General features: G+C 70.8%; 16 protein-coding genes and 1 tRNA gene. 7 read left to right on the top strand and 10 right to left on the bottom strand.

Annotated features, from left to right (window positions below; all coding sequences use genetic code 11):
* Positions 1–346 precede the first annotated feature (346 nt).
* Positions 347–1186: an exodeoxyribonuclease III gene (locus ACTWOL_RS15755; protein ID WP_474297336.1), complete on the bottom strand. Its 840-nt coding sequence runs from the start codon at positions 1184–1186 to the stop codon at positions 347–349.
* A gap of 49 nt (positions 1187–1235) precedes the next feature.
* On the opposite strand from ACTWOL_RS15755, the gene ACTWOL_RS15760 reads away from it, so the two are divergent.
* Both ACTWOL_RS15760 and ACTWOL_RS15765 read left to right on the top strand, forming a co-directional pair.
* The gene (locus tag ACTWOL_RS15760) at positions 1236–1718 is read left to right on the top strand and encodes a GNAT family N-acetyltransferase (RefSeq protein WP_474297337.1); all 483 of its coding nucleotides are present in this window, start codon (positions 1236–1238) and stop codon (positions 1716–1718) included.
* 192 nt (positions 1719–1910) lie between these two features.
* Positions 1911–2873, top strand: a complete 963-nt coding sequence (locus ACTWOL_RS15765; RefSeq protein WP_474297338.1) for a trypsin-like serine peptidase — start codon at positions 1911–1913, stop codon at positions 2871–2873.
* Between the two features lie 112 nt (positions 2874–2985).
* Here the strand turns inward: ACTWOL_RS15765 and ACTWOL_RS15770 are convergent, their stop codons facing one another.
* On the bottom strand, positions 2986–4164 hold the full coding sequence (locus tag ACTWOL_RS15770; protein ID WP_474297339.1) for a PucR family transcriptional regulator: 1179 nt from the start codon (positions 4162–4164) through the stop codon (positions 2986–2988).
* Positions 4165–4273: 109 nt separating this feature from the next.
* Here ACTWOL_RS15770 and ACTWOL_RS15775 point away from each other — a divergent pair, with 109 nt between their 5' ends.
* The 4 genes from ACTWOL_RS15775 (at position 4274) to ACTWOL_RS15790 (ending at position 10037) form a co-directional block, all read left to right on the top strand.
* The gene (locus ACTWOL_RS15775; RefSeq protein ID WP_474297340.1) at positions 4274–5443 is read left to right on the top strand and encodes a lactate 2-monooxygenase; all 1170 of its coding nucleotides are present in this window, start codon (positions 4274–4276) and stop codon (positions 5441–5443) included.
* Positions 5440–6426: a 2-hydroxyacid dehydrogenase gene (locus ACTWOL_RS15780; protein ID WP_474297341.1), complete on the top strand. Its 987-nt coding sequence runs from the start codon at positions 5440–5442 to the stop codon at positions 6424–6426. The genes ACTWOL_RS15775 and ACTWOL_RS15780 overlap by 4 nt, the downstream gene beginning before the upstream one ends.
* A 269-nt stretch (positions 6427–6695) precedes the next feature.
* Positions 6696–8582: a glycoside hydrolase family 15 protein gene (locus ACTWOL_RS15785; RefSeq protein WP_474297342.1), complete on the top strand. Its 1887-nt coding sequence runs from the start codon at positions 6696–6698 to the stop codon at positions 8580–8582.
* 33 nt (positions 8583–8615) lie between these two features.
* Positions 8616–10037: an MFS transporter gene (locus ACTWOL_RS15790; protein WP_474297343.1), complete on the top strand. Its 1422-nt coding sequence runs from the start codon at positions 8616–8618 to the stop codon at positions 10035–10037.
* Positions 10038–10120: 83 nt separating this feature from the next.
* Here ACTWOL_RS15790 and ACTWOL_RS15795 read toward each other — a convergent pair.
* The 7 genes from ACTWOL_RS15795 to galU all read right to left on the bottom strand — a co-directional run bounded on the left by ACTWOL_RS15795 (position 10121) and on the right by galU (position 15628).
* Positions 10121–10194, bottom strand: a tRNA-Ala gene (locus ACTWOL_RS15795).
* 105 nt (positions 10195–10299) lie between these two features.
* Positions 10300–11328: a divisome protein SepX/GlpR gene (sepX, locus tag ACTWOL_RS15800; protein WP_474297344.1), complete on the bottom strand. Its 1029-nt coding sequence runs from the start codon at positions 11326–11328 to the stop codon at positions 10300–10302.
* 142 nt (positions 11329–11470) lie between these two features.
* Positions 11471–12112 (bottom strand): GNAT family N-acetyltransferase, encoded by a 642-nt coding sequence (locus ACTWOL_RS15805; protein WP_474301173.1) that lies wholly within the window; start codon positions 12110–12112, stop codon positions 11471–11473.
* Entirely contained in the window at positions 12094–12630 is a 537-nt protein-coding gene (locus ACTWOL_RS15810) for a MogA/MoaB family molybdenum cofactor biosynthesis protein (RefSeq protein WP_474301174.1), read from the bottom strand. Before ACTWOL_RS15810 ends, ACTWOL_RS15805 begins: the two co-directional genes overlap by 19 nt.
* Positions 12631–12722: 92 nt before the next feature.
* A complete protein-coding gene (moaC, locus tag ACTWOL_RS15815) occupies positions 12723–13226 on the bottom strand; it encodes a cyclic pyranopterin monophosphate synthase MoaC (RefSeq protein ID WP_474297345.1) in 504 nt (167 codons plus the stop codon).
* 55 nt (positions 13227–13281) lie between these two features.
* Positions 13282–14721: a molybdopterin molybdotransferase MoeA gene (locus tag ACTWOL_RS15820; protein ID WP_474297346.1), complete on the bottom strand. Its 1440-nt coding sequence runs from the start codon at positions 14719–14721 to the stop codon at positions 13282–13284.
* Between the two features lie 4 nt (positions 14722–14725).
* Complete coding sequence (galU, locus tag ACTWOL_RS15825; protein ID WP_474297347.1) at positions 14726–15628, bottom strand: UTP--glucose-1-phosphate uridylyltransferase GalU; 903 nt, start codon at positions 15626–15628, stop codon at positions 14726–14728.
* Between the two features lie 94 nt (positions 15629–15722).
* Here galU and ACTWOL_RS15830 point away from each other — a divergent pair, with 94 nt between their 5' ends.
* On the top strand, positions 15723–16316 hold the full coding sequence (locus ACTWOL_RS15830) for a 5-formyltetrahydrofolate cyclo-ligase (protein WP_474297348.1): 594 nt from the start codon (positions 15723–15725) through the stop codon (positions 16314–16316).
* 76 nt (positions 16317–16392) lie between these two features.
* On the opposite strand, the gene ACTWOL_RS15835 is transcribed toward ACTWOL_RS15830, so the two are convergent.
* Positions 16393–19185 carry a penicillin acylase family protein gene (locus tag ACTWOL_RS15835; RefSeq protein ID WP_474297349.1) on the bottom strand — a complete coding sequence of 931 codons (2793 nt, stop codon included), beginning with the start codon at positions 19183–19185 and terminating at the stop codon, positions 16393–16395.
* Between the last annotated feature and the right edge of the window lie 89 nt (positions 19186–19274).

The following is a 19274-nucleotide window of genomic DNA, read 5'->3' on the forward strand; positions in this document are numbered from 1 at the left end:
GGTACTTGGTCAGAGTACTTGGTCGAAGTAGCCAGACCTTTACCCAGAGCAGCCGGGGAATCCAGGGGAGATGCCCGACATGTCCCCTAAGGGATCGTCACATCTTCATCACACTTACCACGGGTCCCGCCCGAAACGACCACACCAACTCCTCGCCATGACAGGGGAATTGAACGTTCCGCAGCGCCGAGCTGCGTTCCCGTTCTGACGGGGCGTTCGGAGGGAGGAATCCGGCGCGCTCTGGCGTCACACGGGCTGCGGTAGCCGGGAACGCACCAGGGCACGCGAGCCCACACGTCCAAACGGTCCAAGCGGTCCAAGCGGCAAGCGGTCCGAACAGAAGGCCCTACACCTCGAAGACCGCCGTCACCGGCGCATGGTCGCTCCACCGCTCGGCGTGGCTCGCGGCCCGCTCCACGTACGCCTTGACGCACTTCCCGGCGAGCCTGGGCGTCCCGACGAGCAGGTCGATGCGCCAGCCGGTGTCGTTGTCGAAGGCGCGACCCCGGTAGGACCACCACGAGTAGGGCCCCGCCTGGTCCGGGTGCACCGCGCGGACGACGTCGACGTATCCGGCTCCGTCCGCCCCGTCGGCGTAGACACGGCCGAGCCAGTCGCGCTCCTCGGGCAGGAAGCCGGCGCTCTTCCTGTTGCCCCTCCAGTTCTTGAGGTCGACCTCCTGGTGGGCGATGTTCCAGTCGCCGCACACCAGGACGTCACGGCCTCCCTCATAGGCTTCGCCATGGGAGGTACCCCCAACCGCCGCCCGCTCCTTCAGGCCGTTCAGATACGGCAGGAACTCGTCCATGAAGCGGTACTTCTCGTCCTGCCGCTCGGTGCCGACCTCGCCCGAGGGGAGATAGAGGCTGGCCACGGTGACACCGGGGAGGTCGACCTCCACGTACCGGCCCGTACTGTCGAACTCCTCGCTGCCGAATCCCGCGCGCACGGCGTCGGGCTCGCGCCGCGAGTAGACGGCGACACCGGCGCGGCCCTTCGCGGCCGAGGGCACATGGACCACATGCCAGCCCTCGGGGGCGCGCACCTCCTCGGGCAGCTGGTGTGCCTCGGCACGCACCTCCTGCAGACAGACGACGTCGGCCGAGGTCTGTGCCAGCCACTCGACGAAGCCCTTCTTGGCGGCAGCACGCAGACCGTTGACATTCACGGTGGTCACTGTGAGCATCCCGGCACTGTATCCGAGCCACCTCGTGCATAAATGTACGATTGCTGGGGTGGACATCCGGCCAACCAGTTTCGATCATCCCGACGCCCTCAAGCTCAACGGCGAGGTCCAGCGCGAGTACGTCGCGCGGTACGGCGGCGGCGACGGCGACGCCACACCGCTCGACCCCGCGATGTTCGTCCCTCCGCACGGGCTCTATCTGCTCGCCTACGACGCGCTGGGCCGACCGGTCGCGACGGGCGGCTGGCGCGCCCAGGACAAGAACGACGAGGGGTACGCGGACGGCGACGCCGAGCTCAAGCGCATGTACGTGACTGCCGCGGCACGCGGCCTCGGTCTCGCCCGCCGGATCCTGGCGATGCTGGAGGAGGACGCCCGGGCCGCGGGGCGCACCCGGATGGTGCTGGAGACCGGCACCGAACAGCCTGAGGCCATCGCGCTCTACACGTCGAGCGGATACGAACCGACCGCGAAATTCGGCCACTACCGGGACTACGACAGCAGCCGCTGCTTCGCGAAGCCGCTCGTGTAAGGCGCCGCTCCGGAGCTGCCGGCGATCCGCCTGACGACGATCCCGGCGATGGCGCCCGGCGCCGCCGCGAACCTTCACCATGAAGAACCTGACGCGCTCCTGACAGAACCACTCCCTCCGTGGCACTCTGCCTCACGCACGGCCTTCCGCACCGTTCTCATCCCCCACCTGCCCCGGCAGAAGGAGACATGCGTGAGACGCCATCGCACAGCCGCAGGCATTCTGTTAGCCGTCGGCGCTCTGCTCACGGGCGGTCTGACGACCGCCGGAGCCGCCAACGCCGCCCCCGCACCCGTACCCGCCCATGGCGCGTCGGCCGCCGAACAGCAGCAGGCCCGCACCTTCTGGACCGCCGACCGCATGCGCAGCGCCACCCCGCTCGACCTGCTACTCACCCCGAGCGCGGCGAAGAAGCTCAAGGCCCCGGAGCGGGGCGCGAAGACGACCAGCATCGCTCCCTCGGCCCCCACCGCCTTCCCGCAGGCAGGTGGCCCCTGGACCGGCGGCGGCGCCGTGGTGAAGACCTCGGGACGGGTGTTCTTCTCCTTCCAGGGCCGCACCGCGTCCTGTTCCGGCAACGCCGTGACCAGCCAGAACGCCAGCACCGTCATCACGGCCGGCCACTGCGTCAAGTACCAGGGCAGCTGGCACACCAACTGGATCTTCGTGCCCGCCTATGCCAACGGCCAGGCCCCGTACGGCCAGTGGACCGCGTCCAAGACACTGACCACCCCGCAGTGGGAGGCCACCGAGGACATCAACTACGACATCGGCGCCGCGGTCGTCGCCCCGCTGAACGGCCAGAAGCTCACCGCGGTCACCGGTGCGCAGGGCGTCCAGTTCAACGGCGGCTACAACCAGAAGATGTACGCGTTCGGCTTCCCGGCCGCGTCCCCGTACGACGGCACGAAGCTGATCTACTGCAGCGGCAACAGCTCGAAGGACTGGCTCTTCACCCAGGACCACGGCATCGCCTGCAACATGACGGGCGGCTCCAGCGGCGGTCCCTGGTTCGCGGGCTTCAACGAGTCGGCGGGCACCGGCCTCCAGGCATCGGTGAACAGCTTCGGCTACGTCTTCATCCCGAACCGCATGTTCGGCCCGTACTTCGGCAACGAGGCGAAGGCGCTGTACGACAAGGCGCAGGCCACCTGACGGCCCGCGACTGACGCACGGCCGGGGCCGGTGGGGGCTGTCCAGTTCCCACCGGCCCCTACCCCTGTGCACCGCCTCCGCGACGTCCTCCGGAATGCCTTCGCGGTGGCCGTCATCCCGCCCCGGTCATCACCGTACGGGCGATGTCGAGCGTGAGCCGCTGCCAGGGATCACGGGGATCGCGCCCGGTGAGCTCGCGGATGCGGCGGAGCCGGTAGCGCAGCGACTGCGGGTGCATATGCAGGATCCGGGCCGCGCCGCTGGCCGATCCGGCTTCGACGTACGCGGTCAGCGCCACCAGCAGATGCCGCTGGCCGGGGTGGGCGAGCGGCCCGAGGACGAGCCGGCCGATCCGGTCGGGGGCCGCGGCCGGGTGCCCGGCCAGCAGCGCGAGGACATGGGCGTCCGCCTCCGTGAGCACCCGGTCCGGGTGGTGGGCGTGCGCGGGCGCGGTGTCCAGGGCGTCCGCGCCAAGACGGTGGGCGACGGCGATCCGGTCCAGGCTCTCCCCCGAGACCGCGCAGCCGCGCCAGTCCTGCTCGCGCAGCACCTCGGGCGCGGCGGCCGCGGCTGCGGCCGGCAGCAGCAGAACGGCGCGCGAGCCACGGGTCGTCGCCATCGGCGTCCCCCCGCCGCCCTGCCCGGCGAACGAGGCGAGCAGCCCGGCCGCCGCGGCCTGGCCGATATGCGGACGGGCGTCCGGATCGACCGGCTCGGCCACCAGCAGGCAGTAGGGGTCGGGCAGTTGGATGCCCAGCCGGGCCGCCCGGTCGGTGAGCGCTCCGACGGACGCGTGCCGTCCGGCGATCAGATCGTCCAGCAGCAGCCGCAGGGCCTGTTCGCGGTCACCCGTCAGTTGCCGGTTCGCCGTCGCGTACTCGGTGGCCATCACCTCGGAGAGGATGTCGAGGGCCGCCAGCAGCTGCCGGGTGAGCGCGAAGGCGTCCTCCGCGGCGAGCCGGGGCGCATACGCGGCGACCTCGTCCGCCATCACGGCCGCCGCGACCCGATAGGCGCGCAGCACGGCCTGCACCGGACGGCCGTCCGCCGCCCGTGCCGCGGCGATCCCCCGGAACCGCCGCAGATCCGCGGGGCCCAGCGCGCCGTCGTCGGCCCACAGCCGCAGCAGCCGCTCCAGCGCCCAGGCCGCGATGGCCCGTACATCCGGGAGCCGGCTGCCGTCGAGCGCGGCGTACGCCGGGACCTGCCGGTGCACCGCGTCGACGACCCGCTCGACCACCTGTGGATCGGCGACAAGCTCCCGCACGATCCGCTCCCGCTCGTTTGTCACCTGGTGATAATCGCAGCGGCTCGATGTGCGCACCACCATGGACGCACCTTGTCACTGTCGCCAGGATCGCTCGTACGACACGGTCGGGTCGACGAGAGGCGGGGTACGCATGGCCGCGCACTGGGCGGACTTCCAGTACGAGATCTATCTGAACGGCATGACGGGAGCCGTACCGCGGCTGCCCACCGATCTGTCCCGGCTGGAGGAGCTGGCCGAGCACCGGCTGGGGCCGGGCCCCTTCGGCTATGTGGCGGGGAGTGCGGGCAGCGGCAGCACCGCACGCGCCAACCGCGCCGCCCTGGACCGCCGGCGCATCGTGCCGCGCATGCTCCGGGACGTCCACGAGCGCGATCTGTCGGTCGAGTTGCTGGGGCGGGCGATACCGGCACCGCTGGCGCTCGCTCCCGTGGGTGTGCTGTCGATCATGCATCCGGACGCCGAGTGCGCCGCGGCGCGTGCGGCGGCGGCCCGTGGAGTCCCGTACATCCTGTCCTCGGCGTCCAGCACGCCCATGGAGCAGGTCGCCGAGGCCATGGGCGACGGCGAGCGGTGGTTCCAGCTGTACTGGGCCAGGGACCGCGAGGTGACGGCGAGCTTCCTGGCCCGGGCCAGGGCCGCCGGATTCACCGCCCTTTTCGTCACGCTCGACACCCCGCTGCTGGCCTGGCGTCCGCGCGACCTCGACCAGGCGTACCTCCCCTTCCTCCATGGCGTTGGCACGGCGAACTACTTCAGCGACCCCGCCTTCCGGGCCGGTCTCGCCAAGCCCGTGCACGAGGACCCGAACGCGGCCGTGATGCATTTCGTCGGCATGTTCGCCGACCCCACCAAAACCTGGCCCGACCTGGCCTTCCTTCGGGAGCACTGGGACGGTCCGATCGTCCTCAAGGGCGTGCTCCACCCGGACGACGCCCGTCTCGCCGAGGACGCGGGCATGGACGGCGTGGTGGTCTCCAACCACGGCGGCCGGCAGGTGGCGGGATCCGTGGCCGCGGCCGACGCGCTGCCGCGCGTCGTCGAGGCGGTCGGCGACCGGCTGACCGTGCTCTTCGACAGCGGCATCCGCACGGGCGACGACATCTTCAAGGCCCTCGCGCTCGGGGCACGCGGGGTGCTCGTGGGCCGCCCGTACGCATACGGGCTCGGCCTCGACGGGCAGGCGGGCGTGGATCACGTCATCCGCTGTCTGCTCGCCGAGTTCGACCTCACCCTCGCCCTGTCCGGACATGCCGGGCCCGGCTCGCTGAGCCCCGACGACCTCGTGGAGGAAACCGAATGAACGCCGAAGCGCCCGCCCCGAAGAACATCCTCGCCGTGGTCTCCCCGCATGTGGGAGGCCGGGCCACCGGGGGCGCACTCGCCGGGCTCTTCCCCGGCGCCCGGGTGACCGTGGTCGAGACGACGGACGAGGACCCCGCGGCGTTGCGCGAGGCGCACGTCGTCATCACGGCCCTCGCGCCCGTCACGGCGGAACACATCGGCGCCGCGCCCGCACTGGAGGTCGTCCAGTGCGCGAGCCACGGCTACGACTACGTCGACAAGGACGCGGCCCGCGCCCGCTCCGTCCCGGTCTGCAACATCGGCTCCAGCGGTGCGGAGAAGCAGAACGTGGCCGAGCAGACCTTCGCCCTGATGCTCGCCCTCGCCAAGCAGCTGATCCCCGCCCACACCGCTCTCACCGCCGCCGACTGGGCCCTGCCCCGGCTGCAGCAGTCGATCACCGAGCTGTCCGGCAAGACCCTCGGCGTCGTCGGCCTCGGCCACATCGGCGAGGAAGTCGCCCGCCGTGCCCTCGCGTTCGACATGACCGTCCTGTACGCGGGTCCGCGGCGGGTCTCCCCGGAGACCGAGGCCCGCCTCGGGGGCGCCCGCCACGTCCCCCTGGACGAGCTGCTGCGCACCGCCGACTACATCAGCCTGCACGCGCCGCTGACCGACGGGACCCGTCACCTCATCGACGCGGAACGCCTGGCCCTGCTCAAGCCCACGGCCTTCCTCGTCAACACCGCCCGCGGCGCGCTCGTCGACCAGGACGCCCTCGCCGACGCGCTGGCCGCGGGGACCCTGGCGGGTGCGGGCATCGACGTCTTCGACCCCGAACCCCCGACGTCCGCCCTCCGTCTGCTGAAGGCCCCGAACGTGGTGCTGTCGCCCCATGTCGGCGGTGTCACCCGCGAAACCCTGGTCCGTATCGCCCTGGCGGCGGTCCAGAACGTCATCGACTACACGGAGGGCAAGCCACTACGGGACGTGACTCCCTGAGAGCTGTAGCGCCGGCCGTCACCTTCCCGTCGTCGCCCGAAGGGCACCCGCGTCGCCCGAGGGGCGCCCGTACCCGCCCCGGCATGCGCTGGGGCGAGGCGCGGCGCACTCTATGACCGTGGGCGGACACCACCAGGCCGTTCCTTCGTCGCGCCGTCCCGCACGGGTCCCCTCGTGGGGCCGGTCGGTCCGGGCGCGGCGACGCAGGTGGTGTTCGCACAGGTCGGTGACGACTCCGCGAGGAGGCGTCACCCGGCGAAGGAGGGCACGTGACCCGTTACCCGCCTATCGCCGACCACGGCATGGTCGGCGATCTCCAGACTGCCGCACTGGTGTCCTCCGGAGGCACGATCGACTGGTGGTGCACACCACGCTTCGACTCGCCCAGCGTCTTCGCCTCGCTCCTCGACAGTGAGCGCGGCGGCTACTGCAGGCTCACCGCGGATCTCCGGGCCGAGAACGGCGCCACGATCCGGCAGCTCTACCTCTCGGACACCGCCGTCCTCGTCAACCGCTTCCTCGCGCCCGGTGGCGTGGGAGAGGTCGCCGACTTCATGGTGCCGATCGAGACCAGCGCCCCCACCGAGCGGCATCGCCTCGTCAGAATCGCCCGTGTGGTCCGCGGAAGCATGTCCTTCACGCTCACCTGCCGCCCGCGCTTCGACTACGGACGCGCCCCGCACACCCTCGTCCAGGCCGACAGCCGCACGGCGACCTTCCGAGGTCCCGGCACGGATCTTCATCTCCAGGCCGCCGGGCCCGTCGAACTGCGGGCCGACGGTGACGACGTCACCGCCCGTTTCAGCCTCGCGGCCGGTGAGACGGCGGCCGTCGTGCTGACCAGCGGGGCGAGCGGCGGATCCGCCCCCGGCCTCCCATCCCTGGACGGCATAGCCGACGAACTGGAAGCCTGCCGCGCCTTCTGGCTCACATGGCTGCGCTCCTCCACGTACCGGGGACGCTGGCGCGACATGGTGAACCGCTCGGCGATCACCCTCAAGCTGCTCACCTACGCCCCGACCGGCGCGCCGATCGCCGCGGCGACGATGGGGCTCCCGGAGCAGATCGGCGGCGAACGCAACTGGGACTACCGCTACACCTGGATCCGGGACGGCTCGCTGTCCGTGCGGGCGCTGATCGACCTGGGCTTCGAGAAGGAAGCCCACGCCTTCCACCGCTGGCTGCGCGACCGTTTCGAGGCCGGCGGGACCGCGACGGGGCATCCGCTGCAGATCATGTACCGGGTCGACGGGGACCCCCACCTCACCGAGGAGATCCTCGATCATCTCGAGGGGTACATGGGTTCGTCGCCGGTACGGGCCGGCAACGCGGCCGCGGACCAGGTCCAGCTCGACATCTACGGCGAGGCCGCCGACGCCTTGGCGCAGGGCCACGACATGGGTGCCATCCGCGGCTGGAACGCGATCAGCGGCGTCATGGACTGGCTCGCCGACAACTGGGACCGGCCCGACGAGGGAATCTGGGAGACCCGCGGCGGGCAGCAGAACTTCACCTACAGCCGCCTGATGACCTGGGTCGCGTTCGACCGCGCTGTCCGGCTGGCCACCACCTACTCGCGTCCCGCCGACACAGCACGCTGGACGGACATCCGCAACACGGTCTTCCGGCAGATCGTCGAGCGCGGCTGGAGCAAGGAACGACAGGCGTTCGTACAGCACTACGACACCGAAGTGCTGGACGCCTCACTCCTGCTGATGCCGAGGGTCGGCTTCCTCTCCCCGCGTGACCCGGCCTGGCTCAGCACCCTCGACGCCATGGACAGGGAGCTGGTCAGCGACAGCCTGGTCTACCGGTACGACCCGGCGGCGTCGCCGGACGGTCTGCGCGGCTCCGAGGGCACGTTCAATCTGTGCAGCTTCCTGTACGTGGAGGCCCTGGCCCGGTCCGGCCGGCTGCAACAGGCCCGGTACGCCTTCGACAAGATGCTCACGTACGCCAACCACGTCGGCCTCTTCGCCGAGGAGATCGGCCCCTCGGGCGAACAACTGGGCAACTTCCCCCAGGCGTTCACCCATCTCGCGCTGATCGCCGCGGCCATGGCCCTCGACGAGCAACTGGACCGGGCGGAGACCCGGCCGGACGTCGACGCCACCACGACCGGCACCGGCTGGCGCCCGCGCCCCGGCAGGTCGTGACGTCGGCCGGATGCGCGCAGGGAGGCGACAGCGGTGTCCGAGACCGGAACTCCCCTACAGCCGTCGAAAGCACAGCGACGGGTCCTCGCCCCGCTCGCCCTCGCACAGTTCATCTGCAGCTTCGCCGGCTCCAACATGAACGTGATGATCAACGACATCAGCGAGGACCTGAACACCACCGTCCAGGGCGTGCAGATCGCCATCACCGTCTTTCTGCTGGTCATGGCGGCGCTGATGATTCCCGGCGGCAAGCTGACCGACCGCTACGGCCGCAAGCGCTGTCTCCTGGCCGGTCTCGTCGTCTACGGCATCGGCGCCCTGCTGAGCGCGGCCGCCCCGAACCTGGGCGTGCTGATCCTCGGCAACTCGATCCTCGAAGGCATCGGCACGGCGCTGCTCATCCCGCCCGTGTACATCCTCACGACGCTCATCTTCACCGACCTGACCTCACGCGCCCGCGCCTTCGGCGTCATCATGGCGCTGGGCGGGATCGGCGCGGCCGCCGGGCCGCTGATCGGCGGGCTTATCGTCTCGGGGCTGAGCTGGCGTGCGGCCTTCGTGTTCCAGGCCCTTGTCATCCTCGTGATCATCGTGCTGAGCCGGCACCTCGAGGACCCGCTGCCGCCCGATCCGGAGCGCCCCTTCGACACCACCGGAGCGGTGCTCTCGGCCGCCGGGCTCATCCTCGTGGTCATGGGCATCCTCGCCGCCGACAACAACGTCTGGCTCATGATCGGCCTGCTCGCCCTGGGCGCCCTCGTACTGCTCTGGTTCTTCCGGTCCGTACGGGCCAAGGAGCGGGCCGGGCAGGAACCCCTGCTGTCCACGGGCCTGTTCCGCAGCCGCGCCTCCAACCTGGGCCTCGTCACGCAGAACGTCCAGTGGCTCCTGCTGATGGGGTCGTCGTTCACCGTCGCGGCCTTCCTCCAGGTCGTACGCGGCTACGACGCCATCCAGACCGGCGTCATCTTCACCGCCGCCACGCTCGGCCTGCTCGTCACGTCGCTCGCCGCCGAACGCCTCGCCGAGCGGTGGCCGCAACGGACCCTCATCATGACCGGCTTCGTCGTCACCATCGCCGGCATAGTCATCCTGATCGTGATGGCCGGAGGGTCCCCGAACCCCTGGTCCCTCGCCCCCGGACTCCTGTTGATCGGACTGGGTCTCGGCGTGATGCTGACGCCGTCGGTCAACCTCGTCCAGTCGAGCTTCCCCGAAGAGCAGCAGGGCGAGATCTCCGGCCTCTCCCGCAGCGTGTCGAACCTCGGCTCGTCGCTCGGTACGGCGATCGCCGGCACCATCCTCGTCGCCGGGCTGACCAGGGGCGCCTACGCCGCCGCGATGGGCACCCTGGCCCTGATCGGACTCGTCGGCCTGGCGGCAGCCGCACTCCTCCCCCGCCAACAGGCCTCGGGCACGACGTCCGGTCCCGCCGCCCGTGAGCCCACCGCATAGCCGGGGCGGCGTCCGACGGACTTGGTGCCGTACACGCGAAAGAGCCCCTGCCGGATCTCTCCGGCAGAGGCTCTGACCTGTTGTGGACCTGAGGGGATTTGAACCCCTGACCCCCTCGATGCGAACGAGGTGCGCTACCAGTCTGCGCCACAGGCCCTTGCAACGAGTGAAACCTTAGCACCCCGATCGGGGTGCTTGGAAATCCGTTCCTCGCTGGTCAGCTGAGGCAGGATTCCCAGGACCGCGGGGCTCGCCGCGTCTCTCACTCGTTGGCCGCGCGGGGGCGATCGTCGTCTGCGTACTGGTCGAAGAGCGGGGTGCGGCCGTGGTCGCGGGTGCGGCGCGGCGGTGGGGTGGTGCGCTGGCGCGGGGGTGCGGGCGGGGTGGGTTCGGCCGTGGAGGAGCGGGCCGAGCTCCAGGTGTCCGGGTCCGTGATGTCGATGCCGCCGGTGGCGCGCGGGGCGACCGGTGCGGTGACGTAGGTCGGCAAGGGCACCGGGACCGGGTCCCAGCTGTCGCCGCGGGCGGGGCCGGGGTCGCGCTGCTGGTCGACCCATTCCGCGTGGTCGGTCTGCTCGACCAGGGCGCGGCGGCCCGCCTCCTGCGGGGAGACCCTGGGCGTCGGCTCCGGCGCGGGATGGGCCTCGGTCGGCTCGTCCGCCTCGGCGGCGGCGGCCGGCCGGTTGCGACCGCGGTTCTCCCGCAGGCGCTGCGCCGCCGCCTCCGCGCGGCGCCGGTCCATGACGTACACGAAGCGGCGGCGCTCCTGTGCCCGCAGATGCGCGATGTAGGCGCTGAGCAGGATCGCCGGAGCGGCAGGTGCCCAGAGGAAGCGGAGACCGCCCACCGCGGCGACGATCGCGCCGAGGGTGAAGGCGAGGAAGAGCATCACCGTGGTGCGACGGCGGCGCGCGAGAACCCGCGAGCGCCGGGCCCGGGCAGCGGCTGCCCCGCTCTCGCGCGGGCCGCGCGCCGGAGGCCGGATGCGGGCCTCCGTACGGGCCGGGGGCGCGGCGAAGGACCGGACGTCGACGGAACTCAGTCCTTCCGTACCGGCATCCGGATCGGCGTCGGCGTCGGCGGGCGCCTCCTCATCGGCGGTGCGCTCGCGCAGCTCCTTGGCGTACCGGCGCTCCATGCCCGCGCGTCCGGACAGAAGCCGGATGGCGGTGCTGAAGCGTTCCGTCGGACGGGCCTCGTTGAGCTCGTCCTGCCTGCGGAGCCACATGGGCACCAAGTAGGCGGCCCAGGCCCCGACGATGACTGCGTAGATGAGGCCGCTGCTGCTCACGCCTCACACCGTAGAGGGGTTCGCGCGAGGGCATCGGCCAATTGGCCCGGTGTGTCGCACGATCTGGCTGATATCACTGACTTTTTTTGTGATTCTTCAGATCGCCGGGCGATCGGGTATCGATAGAATTCGAACAGGTATTTTATTTATCATGGCGCGCGGTGCGCCCCTGGTGCCAGCGGCGCAGCAGCCCCTCCGGCACTTCCTCGGCCGTGAGCGCGAAGACGAGATGGTCCCGCCAAGCACCGTCGATGTGGAGATAACGCGGGCGCAGTCCCTCTTCGCGGAATCCCAGTTTCTCGACGACCCTGCGGCTCGGCCCGTTCTCGGGCCGAATGCAGACTTCGATGCGGTGCATGCCCACCGTTCGGAAGCAGTGGTCGACGGCGAGCGCGACGGCCGTCGGCATCACCCCGCGGCCCGCGACATCACGGTCGACCCAGTAGCCGACATGGCCCGAGCACATCGAGCCCCAGGTGATGCCGGCCACCGTCAGCTGCCCGACGAGCCGTCCCTGGTACTCGACCACGAACGGCAGCATCCGCCCGCTGTTGGCCTCGGCCCGCAGATGCCGCACCATCTGGCGGTACGTGGGGCGCTGTGCGATCGGCACACCGGGCACGGGCGGCGGGATGGTCGCCTCCCAGGGGCGCAGCCAGTCACGGTTGCGCTGGTTCACCTCGCGCCAGGCCCGCTGGTCACGCAGCTTTATCGGGCGGAGGGTGACATCACCGTCCGTCAGGACAACGGGCCAGGAATGGGTGTTCAGCGTGGGCTCCCGGATCGACCGGTGGTTCTCGGGTGGTCGCCGGCTTGGATGTGGTCGCCGCCGTGGATCTGGTCCACGGCGTGGGGCAGGATCCGGCCGAGCACGTCGAGCCCGTCCCGTACCCCGCCCGTGGAGCCCGGCAGATTGACGATGAGGGTGCGGCCGCCCGCGACACCGGCGAGCCCCCGGGAGAGCGCCGCCGTGGGGACCTTCGCGAGGCCGTGGGCCCGGATCGCCTCCGGGATGCCGGGGATCTCGTAGTCGATCACCCGGCGGGTGGCGTCGGGGGTGCGGTCGGTGGGCGACAGCCCCGTACCGCCGGTGGTGAGGATGACGTCGTAGCCCGCGGCGACGCCCTCGCGCAGAGCGGTCTCGACCGGGTCGCCGTCGGGGACGACCTCGGGGCCGTCGACGTCGAAGCCCATCGCACTGAGCCCTTCGGCCAGCAGCGGGCCGCCCCGGTCCTCGTAGACACCGGCCGATGCGCGGTTCGACGCGGTCACGACGAGAGCGCGACGGCGCGTGCCGTCGATGCTCGCGGCGGCGGCCGGCGGGGCTTCGGCGGCAGGCTCGGCGCCGTCGGTACGGGGGTGGGCGTGGCTGTGGACCTCGCCGCCGCGCGGGCTCACCGCCCGGCCTCCGCACCGGCACCCGGACGGGACCAGTCCCCGGACTTGCCGCCCGTCTTCTCCTCCACCCGGATGTCCGAGATGACGGCCGCCTTGTCGACGGCCTTGACCATGTCGACGACGGTCAGTGCGGCCACGGACACCGCGGTCAGGGCTTCCATCTCGACACCCGTACGGTCCGTGGTCTTCACGGTCGCGAGGATCTCCACGGCATCGTCGGCCACCGTGAGGTCGACCTTCACCCCGGAGACCGCCAGCGGGTGGCAGAGCGGGATCAGCTCGGGGGTGCGCTTGGCACCCATGATGCCCGCGATACGGGCGGTGGCCAGGGCGTCCCCCTTGGGTACCCCCTCGCCCCGCAGCAGCTCGACGACGCGCGGCGAGACGAGGACCCGGCCGCTCGCGCGGGCGGTACGCGCGGTGACGGCCTTCTCGGAGACGTCGACCATCCGGGCCGCCCCGGCCGCGTCGATGTGGGTGAGTCCTTGCTCCGCGCTCATTGCTGTGGCTCCCGGTCACTGTGTGGTTGGACACCGTACCGCCACGGCGCGCCGCTCAGCCGAGCAGGACCACTTCCGTCTCGGCGCCCGGCTCGAGGGAGGTGACGTCCTCGGGGACCACGATGAGCGAGTCGGCTCGAGCGAGGGCCGCGACCAGATGGGATCCGCTGCCGCCGACCGGGGTGACGGTGCCCTTCTCCGCATCGTAGGCACCGCGCAGGAACTGGCGCTTCCCGGCCGGTGACGACAGGGCCTTGTCGGCGCGCAGCTCGGCGCGCACCCGCGGCCGGTGGATGTCCTTCAGGCCCATCAGGGCGCGGATGGCGGGGCGCACGAACAGCTCGAAGGACACGAACGACGACACCGGGTTGCCCGGCAGCGCGAGCAGGGGTGTGCGGTCGGGTCCGATCGAGCCGAAGCCCTGGGGTTTGCCCGGCTGCATGGCCAGCTTGCGGAAACTCACCCCGGTGCCCGGCCCTTCCGCGTCACCGCCACCGTCCGACCCGGCGCCCTCCTCGGCGGCCCGGCTGTCCGGCGCGTCGGCCCCGGCGCCGTGTTCACGGCCGTCGCCGATCGCCGTGAGCGCCTCCTTGACGACGTCGTACGCGCCGACGCTGACACCGCCCGTGGTGACCATCAGATCGGCGCGGACCAGTTGGTCCTCGATGGTGGCGCGCAGTTCGTCGGCGTCATCGGTCACCGCGCCGACGCGGTAGACGATGGCCCCGGCGTCCCGGGCGGCGGCGGTGAGCGCGAAGCTGTTGGAGTCGTAGATCTTGCCTTCGTTCAGCTCCTCGCCGGGCTGGACCAGTTCGCTGCCGGTGGAGAGCACGACCACACGCGGGCGGGGCCGCACCCGTACGCTGCCGCGGCCGATGGCGGCGAGCAGGCCGATCTGCGGCGGGCCGAGGACCGTGCCCTCGGCCAGGGCGAGCTCGCCCGATCGGACATCGCTGCCACGGGCACGCACATGGGCCCGCGGCCCGGCCGGGCGGTGGACCCGGACCTCGCCGCGCGCGCCCTCGGGTGCGTGTCCCGCGGGGCGCATGGCCGTGGCCGGGCCCTCACCGCTGCCGCCGTCGGTCCACTCGACGGGGACGACGGTCTCCGCACCGGGCGGCAGCGGGGCTCCGGTCATGATCCGGGCAGCCTGCCCCGGACCCACTTCGCCACCGCCGCTCAGCCCACCACTGCCCGCCGCGACATCGCCGACGACCGTGAGGACCGCGGGGAACTCCTCGCTCGCGCCCGCGATATCGGCGACCCGTACCGCGTAGCCGTCCATCGAGCTGTTGTCGAAGGGCGGCAGGTCGACGGGCACGGTGACGTCCTCGACCAGGACACAGCCCTGGGCGTCGAGCAGCTGCAGCTCGATGGGCTCGAGCGGGCGGATCGCACCGAGGACGTCCGCGAGGTGCTCGTCCACCGACCACACCGCATCCGCGTCCCCGCGGGCGCCATCCTGACCGGCGGACGGAGTTGCCGTACTGCTCAAAGTGCTACATCTCCTCGGTGACGTAACGGCGAAGCCAGGCCCGGAAGTCCGGTCCCAGATCTTCACGTTCGCACGCGAGTCTGACAATGGCACGCAGGTAGTCGCCTCGGTCGCCGGTGTCGTAGCGCCGGCCCCTGAAGACGACGCCGTGCACGGGGCCGCCGATCTTCTCGTCGACGGCGAGTTTCTGCAGGGCGTCGGTCAGCTGGATCTCACCGCCGCGGCCCGGCTCCGTCTCACGGAGTATCCCGAAGACCGCCGGGTCGAGGACATAGCGGCCGATGACCGCGTAGTTGCTCGGGGCCTCGGCCGGGTCGGGCTTCTCGACCAGACCGGTCACCCGGACCACGTCGGGGTCACCGGTGGGCTCGATGGCGGCGCAGCCGTACAGCCCGATCTGCGCGGGCTCGACCTCCATGAGGGCGATGACGCTGCCGCCCTCGCGCTCCTGGATGTCGACCATGCGGGACAGCAGGGGGTCGCGCGGGTCGATGAGGTCGTCACCGAGGAGAACGGCGAAGGGCTGGTCGCCGACGTGCGGCGCCGCGCACAGGACGGCGTGGCCGAGCCCCCTCGGGTCGCCCTGGCGCACGTAGTGCATGGTGGCGAGGTCGCTGGACTCCTGCACCTTGCCGAGGCGCTGGGCGTCACCCTTGCGCCTCAGCGCCTCCTCCAGTTCGTAGTTCCGGTCGAAGTGGTCCTCGAGGGGCCGCTTGTTACGGCCGGTGACCATGAGGACGTCCGAGAGACCGGCGCCCACCGCCTCTTCGACGACGTACTGGATGGCGGGCTTGTCGACGACAGGCAGCATCTCCTTGGGAGTGGCTTTCGTCGCGGGCAGGAACCGGGTTCCGAGGCCTGCGGCGGGAATGACAGCCTTGCTGATCCTGGGGTGCGACTGAGTCATGCGGAGCACCTTAACCGGTGGCTTTGGGAGCAAGATGAGCCTCCGGTTAACTTTCTTCTCATAGAGACGTATTGACTGAGGTTTGCGAGGCTCCATGGGTGCCGATGTGTCCGGAAAGAGTGCTCTGCGGCGTGAACTGCTCGACGCCCGGCGCCTGCTGTCTGCTGAGGACGCCCAGAACGCGGCCGCGGTTCTCGCCCGGCACGCGCTCGGCCTGCCGGAACTCACCTCCGCGCACACCGTGGCCGCCTATGTGTCCGTGGGGCGCGAACCCGGCACCCGCGCGCTGATCGACGCGCTGCGCACGCGGGGCGTACGGGTGCTGCTCCCGGTGCTCATGGAGGACAACGATCTCGACTGGGCCGAGTACGAGGGCGCGGACCGGCTGGCAGCCGCCGGACGCGGCCTGCTGGAGCCGCAGGGGCCACGGCTCGGTCCCGGGGGCGTCCTGGAGGCACAGACCGTGCTGCTGCCCGGGCTCGCGGTGGACGAGCGGGGTATGCGCCTCGGCCGCGGAGGGGGCTCGTACGACCGTGTCCTCGCCCGGCTCGAGGCCGCGTCCGCCCGCCCCGCCCTCGTGGTGCTCCTCTACGCGAACGAGGTGGTCGCGCAGGTCCCCGAGGAACCGCACGACCACCCCGTACACGCGGTGGTGACGCCCGACGGCGTCCGCAGATTCGCGGTCTGACCCCGGCAGCGCGGCGCGGCCGCCGACCGGGGTCAGGGCCGGGTCCGGTGTCCCGGACCCGCACCCCGCCGGCCGGTCAGGGGCTCAGCACCAGCGTCTCCTGCGTCCTGGCGCCGACCGCCTTGTCCCCGTAGGCCCAGTCCAGCAGCTCACCCCTGGCCCACTTGTCGGTCTGATCGGTGTAATGCGCGCTGTACGCGTGCCCGGAGGCACCGGTCAGATTGATCCAGCGGGACTTGTCCCAGTCGCCGACGTTGACGACCATCCGCATCGACGGCACCCAGACCACTTCGTAGCCGGCCGCCGCGTTCCAGCCCGTCGCGTTGACCGCGGCCTCGCCGCCGCCGAGGTTCCACGGGCCGCGGTTGAGCGCCCACTTCAGCAGTCCCGGCCCCTGGGTGCCGAGCGTCTGGTTCTTCAGCGTCAGCTGGTGCAGCCGGCCCCAGCTCCAGCTGGAGACGTCCTTGCCGAGCTTGGCCGTGAGCTCCCAGCGCGCGTCGTCCATCGCCCGCGCGAGCAGCTCGTCACGGGTCGCGGTACCGGTCTCCTGGCGGTGCGGAGGGGTCTGCCACCATGCGCTGGTCTGGTTCTCCAGCAGCCTGCGGACCACCTCGTACCAGCGGTCGCCGCCGTCCGGCTGGGCCGAGTCGGAATCGCGCTGGCCGCACTCGCGCACCAGCTTGTTCAGCTCGTTGACCGGTCCCGTGCTGCCGGCCGGGCGGACGTTGATGCACTCGCCCTCCACCCGCAGCTCCTTGGGCAGCTTGTTGCCGAAGGCGAGCTTGAGGAGGTTGCGCCAGACCGCGTTGAAGTACGCCGCGGCCGCGGAGTCCGGCTCCTGTGTGTAGTCCCAGCCCTCGAGGAGCTTCTGGGCCTCACGGACGAAGGGGTCGGACACGTCGATCTTCATCAGATACGGCGTGAGCAGCTTGGCGATCTCGCTGCTGTTGTCCATCTGCATGGCGTGCATGTCGTCTGTCGAGATCTTCCCGCCGTCCTTGGTCTTCGACTCGATGAGGTCGTTTATCCGCTGGCTGCGGGAGCCGTAGCCGTAGTCCGACGTGATCAGGTACGGGTACTTCTTCGCGTCCACGACGGACTGGTTGGCGGTCACGATGTAGCCGCGCTTCGGGTTGTACTCGTACGGCAGCTGGTCGAAGGGGATGAAGTCCTTCTTCCAGTCGGAGGTCGGGTCCCAGCCGGGCGTCGGCATGGAGCCGTCGTAGCCCTGGGCGCGGACGGGGATCTTCCCGGGCGCCTGGTAGCCGATGTTGCCCTTGGTGTCGGCGTAGATCAGGTTCTGCGAAGGCACCTCGAAGTCCTTCGCGGCCGCCCGGAAGCCGTTCCAGTCCTTGGCGCGGTTGAGCTCGAAGACGGCGTCCATGGACTTGCCCGGATCCAGGGCGGTCCACCTCAGCGCCACCGCGTAGCCCTCGCCGCGGTCCGGAGCGGAGTTCCTGACGGGGGCGCGCTTGCCGACCGTCTCGAGCTCGCCACTGCGGTCGGAGATCAGCGGGCCGTGCTGGGTCTCGCGGACCATGACGCTGTGGCTCGCGCCGCCCGCGACCTTGATGGTCTCCGTGCGGGTCGTGAACGGCTTGACCTTGGTGCCGGAGGTGTAGCCGTACTCGGTGACCCGCTCCAGGTAGAGGTCGGTGACGTCCGCGCCGAGGTTGGTGAAGCCCCAGGCGATGTCCTGGTTGTGGCCGATGATCACGCCCGGCATGCCGGAGAAGGTGTATCCGGCGACGTCGTACTTGCACTTGTCGGACACAGCGCGGCAGTGCAGGCCCATCTGCGACCAGAGCGAGGGCAGCTGGGGCGCGAGGTGCGGGTCGTTGGCGAGCAGCGGCTTGCCGGTGGTGGTGAGGTTGCCGGAGATGACCCAGGAGTTGGATCCGATGCCGTTGCCGTTGGGGCCGAGCGACGCCGGGATCTTGTCGAGGGACTCGGCGAGCGAGGACAGCGACGACAGCTGCGTCTGGGCGCCCTGGGTGTTCGGCGTCCGCTGCGTTCCCCGCGCGCCCCCGGATTGCCCGCCGGAGCTCTGGGGCGAGAGGGCTTCGCCGTCGGACTGCGACGGCTTGGCCTCGGGGTCCCACTTGTCGGTGGCGGGGTCGACGGCGCCCTCCCTGACGACCGGCTGGTGCCTGTCGTACGGATAGCCCGGGTACAGCTCCTTGATCTGCTGGTCGTTCAGCCGGCCGGCCATCAGCGAACGGTCGATCTCGTCCTTCATGTTGCCGCGCAGATCCCACGCCATGGCCTTGAGCCAGGCGACGGAGTCGACCGGCGTCCACTTCTCCGGCTTGTAGTCGTTGGTGAACCCGAGCGCGGCGTACTCGACGGAGATCTCCTTGTTCTCCCGCCCGGCCAGATATGCGTTGACCCCGTCGGCGTAGGCCCGGAGGTTCTTCTTGGTCTCCTCGGAGAGGACCTTGTCGTACTCCTCCTGGGCCACCTTCCGCCAGCCGAGGGTCCGCAGGAAGGCGTCCGTGTCGACCTGGCCGGCGCCGAACATCTCGGAGAGCCGTCCCGAGGTCATATGGCGGCGGACGTCCATCTCCCAGAAGCGGTCCTGGGCGTGCACGAAGCCCTGCGCCTTGAACAGGTCCTCGTCGCTGTTCGCGTAGATCTGGGGGATCCCGTTCGCGTCACGCTTGACGTCGACGCGGCCGGACAGCCCGGTGAGCTTGATGGTGCCGGTGGTCTGCGGGAAGGAGGCGCGTACCGTGCTCACGCTCCAGTACGAGCCCCAGCCGACGCAACCGATCAGCGCCAGCACCAGCGCGATCACGATCAGACGGGCGCGTCGCCCTTTCTTCTTACCGGGCTTGTCGGCCGACGGGGCGGCTGTGGAGGAGGGCATCGCTGTCCTTCGAGGGGCAGGGTGATCCAGGGAGTGCTGGAGCAACCATAGGCGCAGCGAGAAACCGCCCCGGACGCGGTATCAGTAAC

The organism is Micromonospora sp. IBHARD003 (assembly GCF_056106285.1).

Bases quoted from the DNA above. Each gene is read 5' to 3' on its own strand.
- ACTWOL_RS15755 (WP_474297336.1), bottom strand. From the start codon at position 1,186: ATGCTCACAGTGACCACCGTGAATGTCAACGGTCTGCGTGCTGCCGCC.
- ACTWOL_RS15775 (WP_474297340.1), top strand. From the start codon at position 4,274: ATGGCCGCGCACTGGGCGGACTTCCAGTACGAGATCTATCTGAACGGC.
- ACTWOL_RS15780 (WP_474297341.1), top strand. From the start codon at position 5,440: ATGAACGCCGAAGCGCCCGCCCCGAAGAACATCCTCGCCGTGGTCTCC.
- moaC (WP_474297345.1), bottom strand. From the start codon at position 13,226: ATGAGCGCGGAGCAAGGACTCACCCACATCGACGCGGCCGGGGCGGCC.
- galU (WP_474297347.1), bottom strand. From the start codon at position 15,628: ATGACTCAGTCGCACCCCAGGATCAGCAAGGCTGTCATTCCCGCCGCA.
- ACTWOL_RS15830 (WP_474297348.1), top strand. From the start codon at position 15,723: ATGGGTGCCGATGTGTCCGGAAAGAGTGCTCTGCGGCGTGAACTGCTC.
- ACTWOL_RS15835 (WP_474297349.1), bottom strand. From the start codon at position 19,185: ATGCCCTCCTCCACAGCCGCCCCGTCGGCCGACAAGCCCGGTAAGAAG.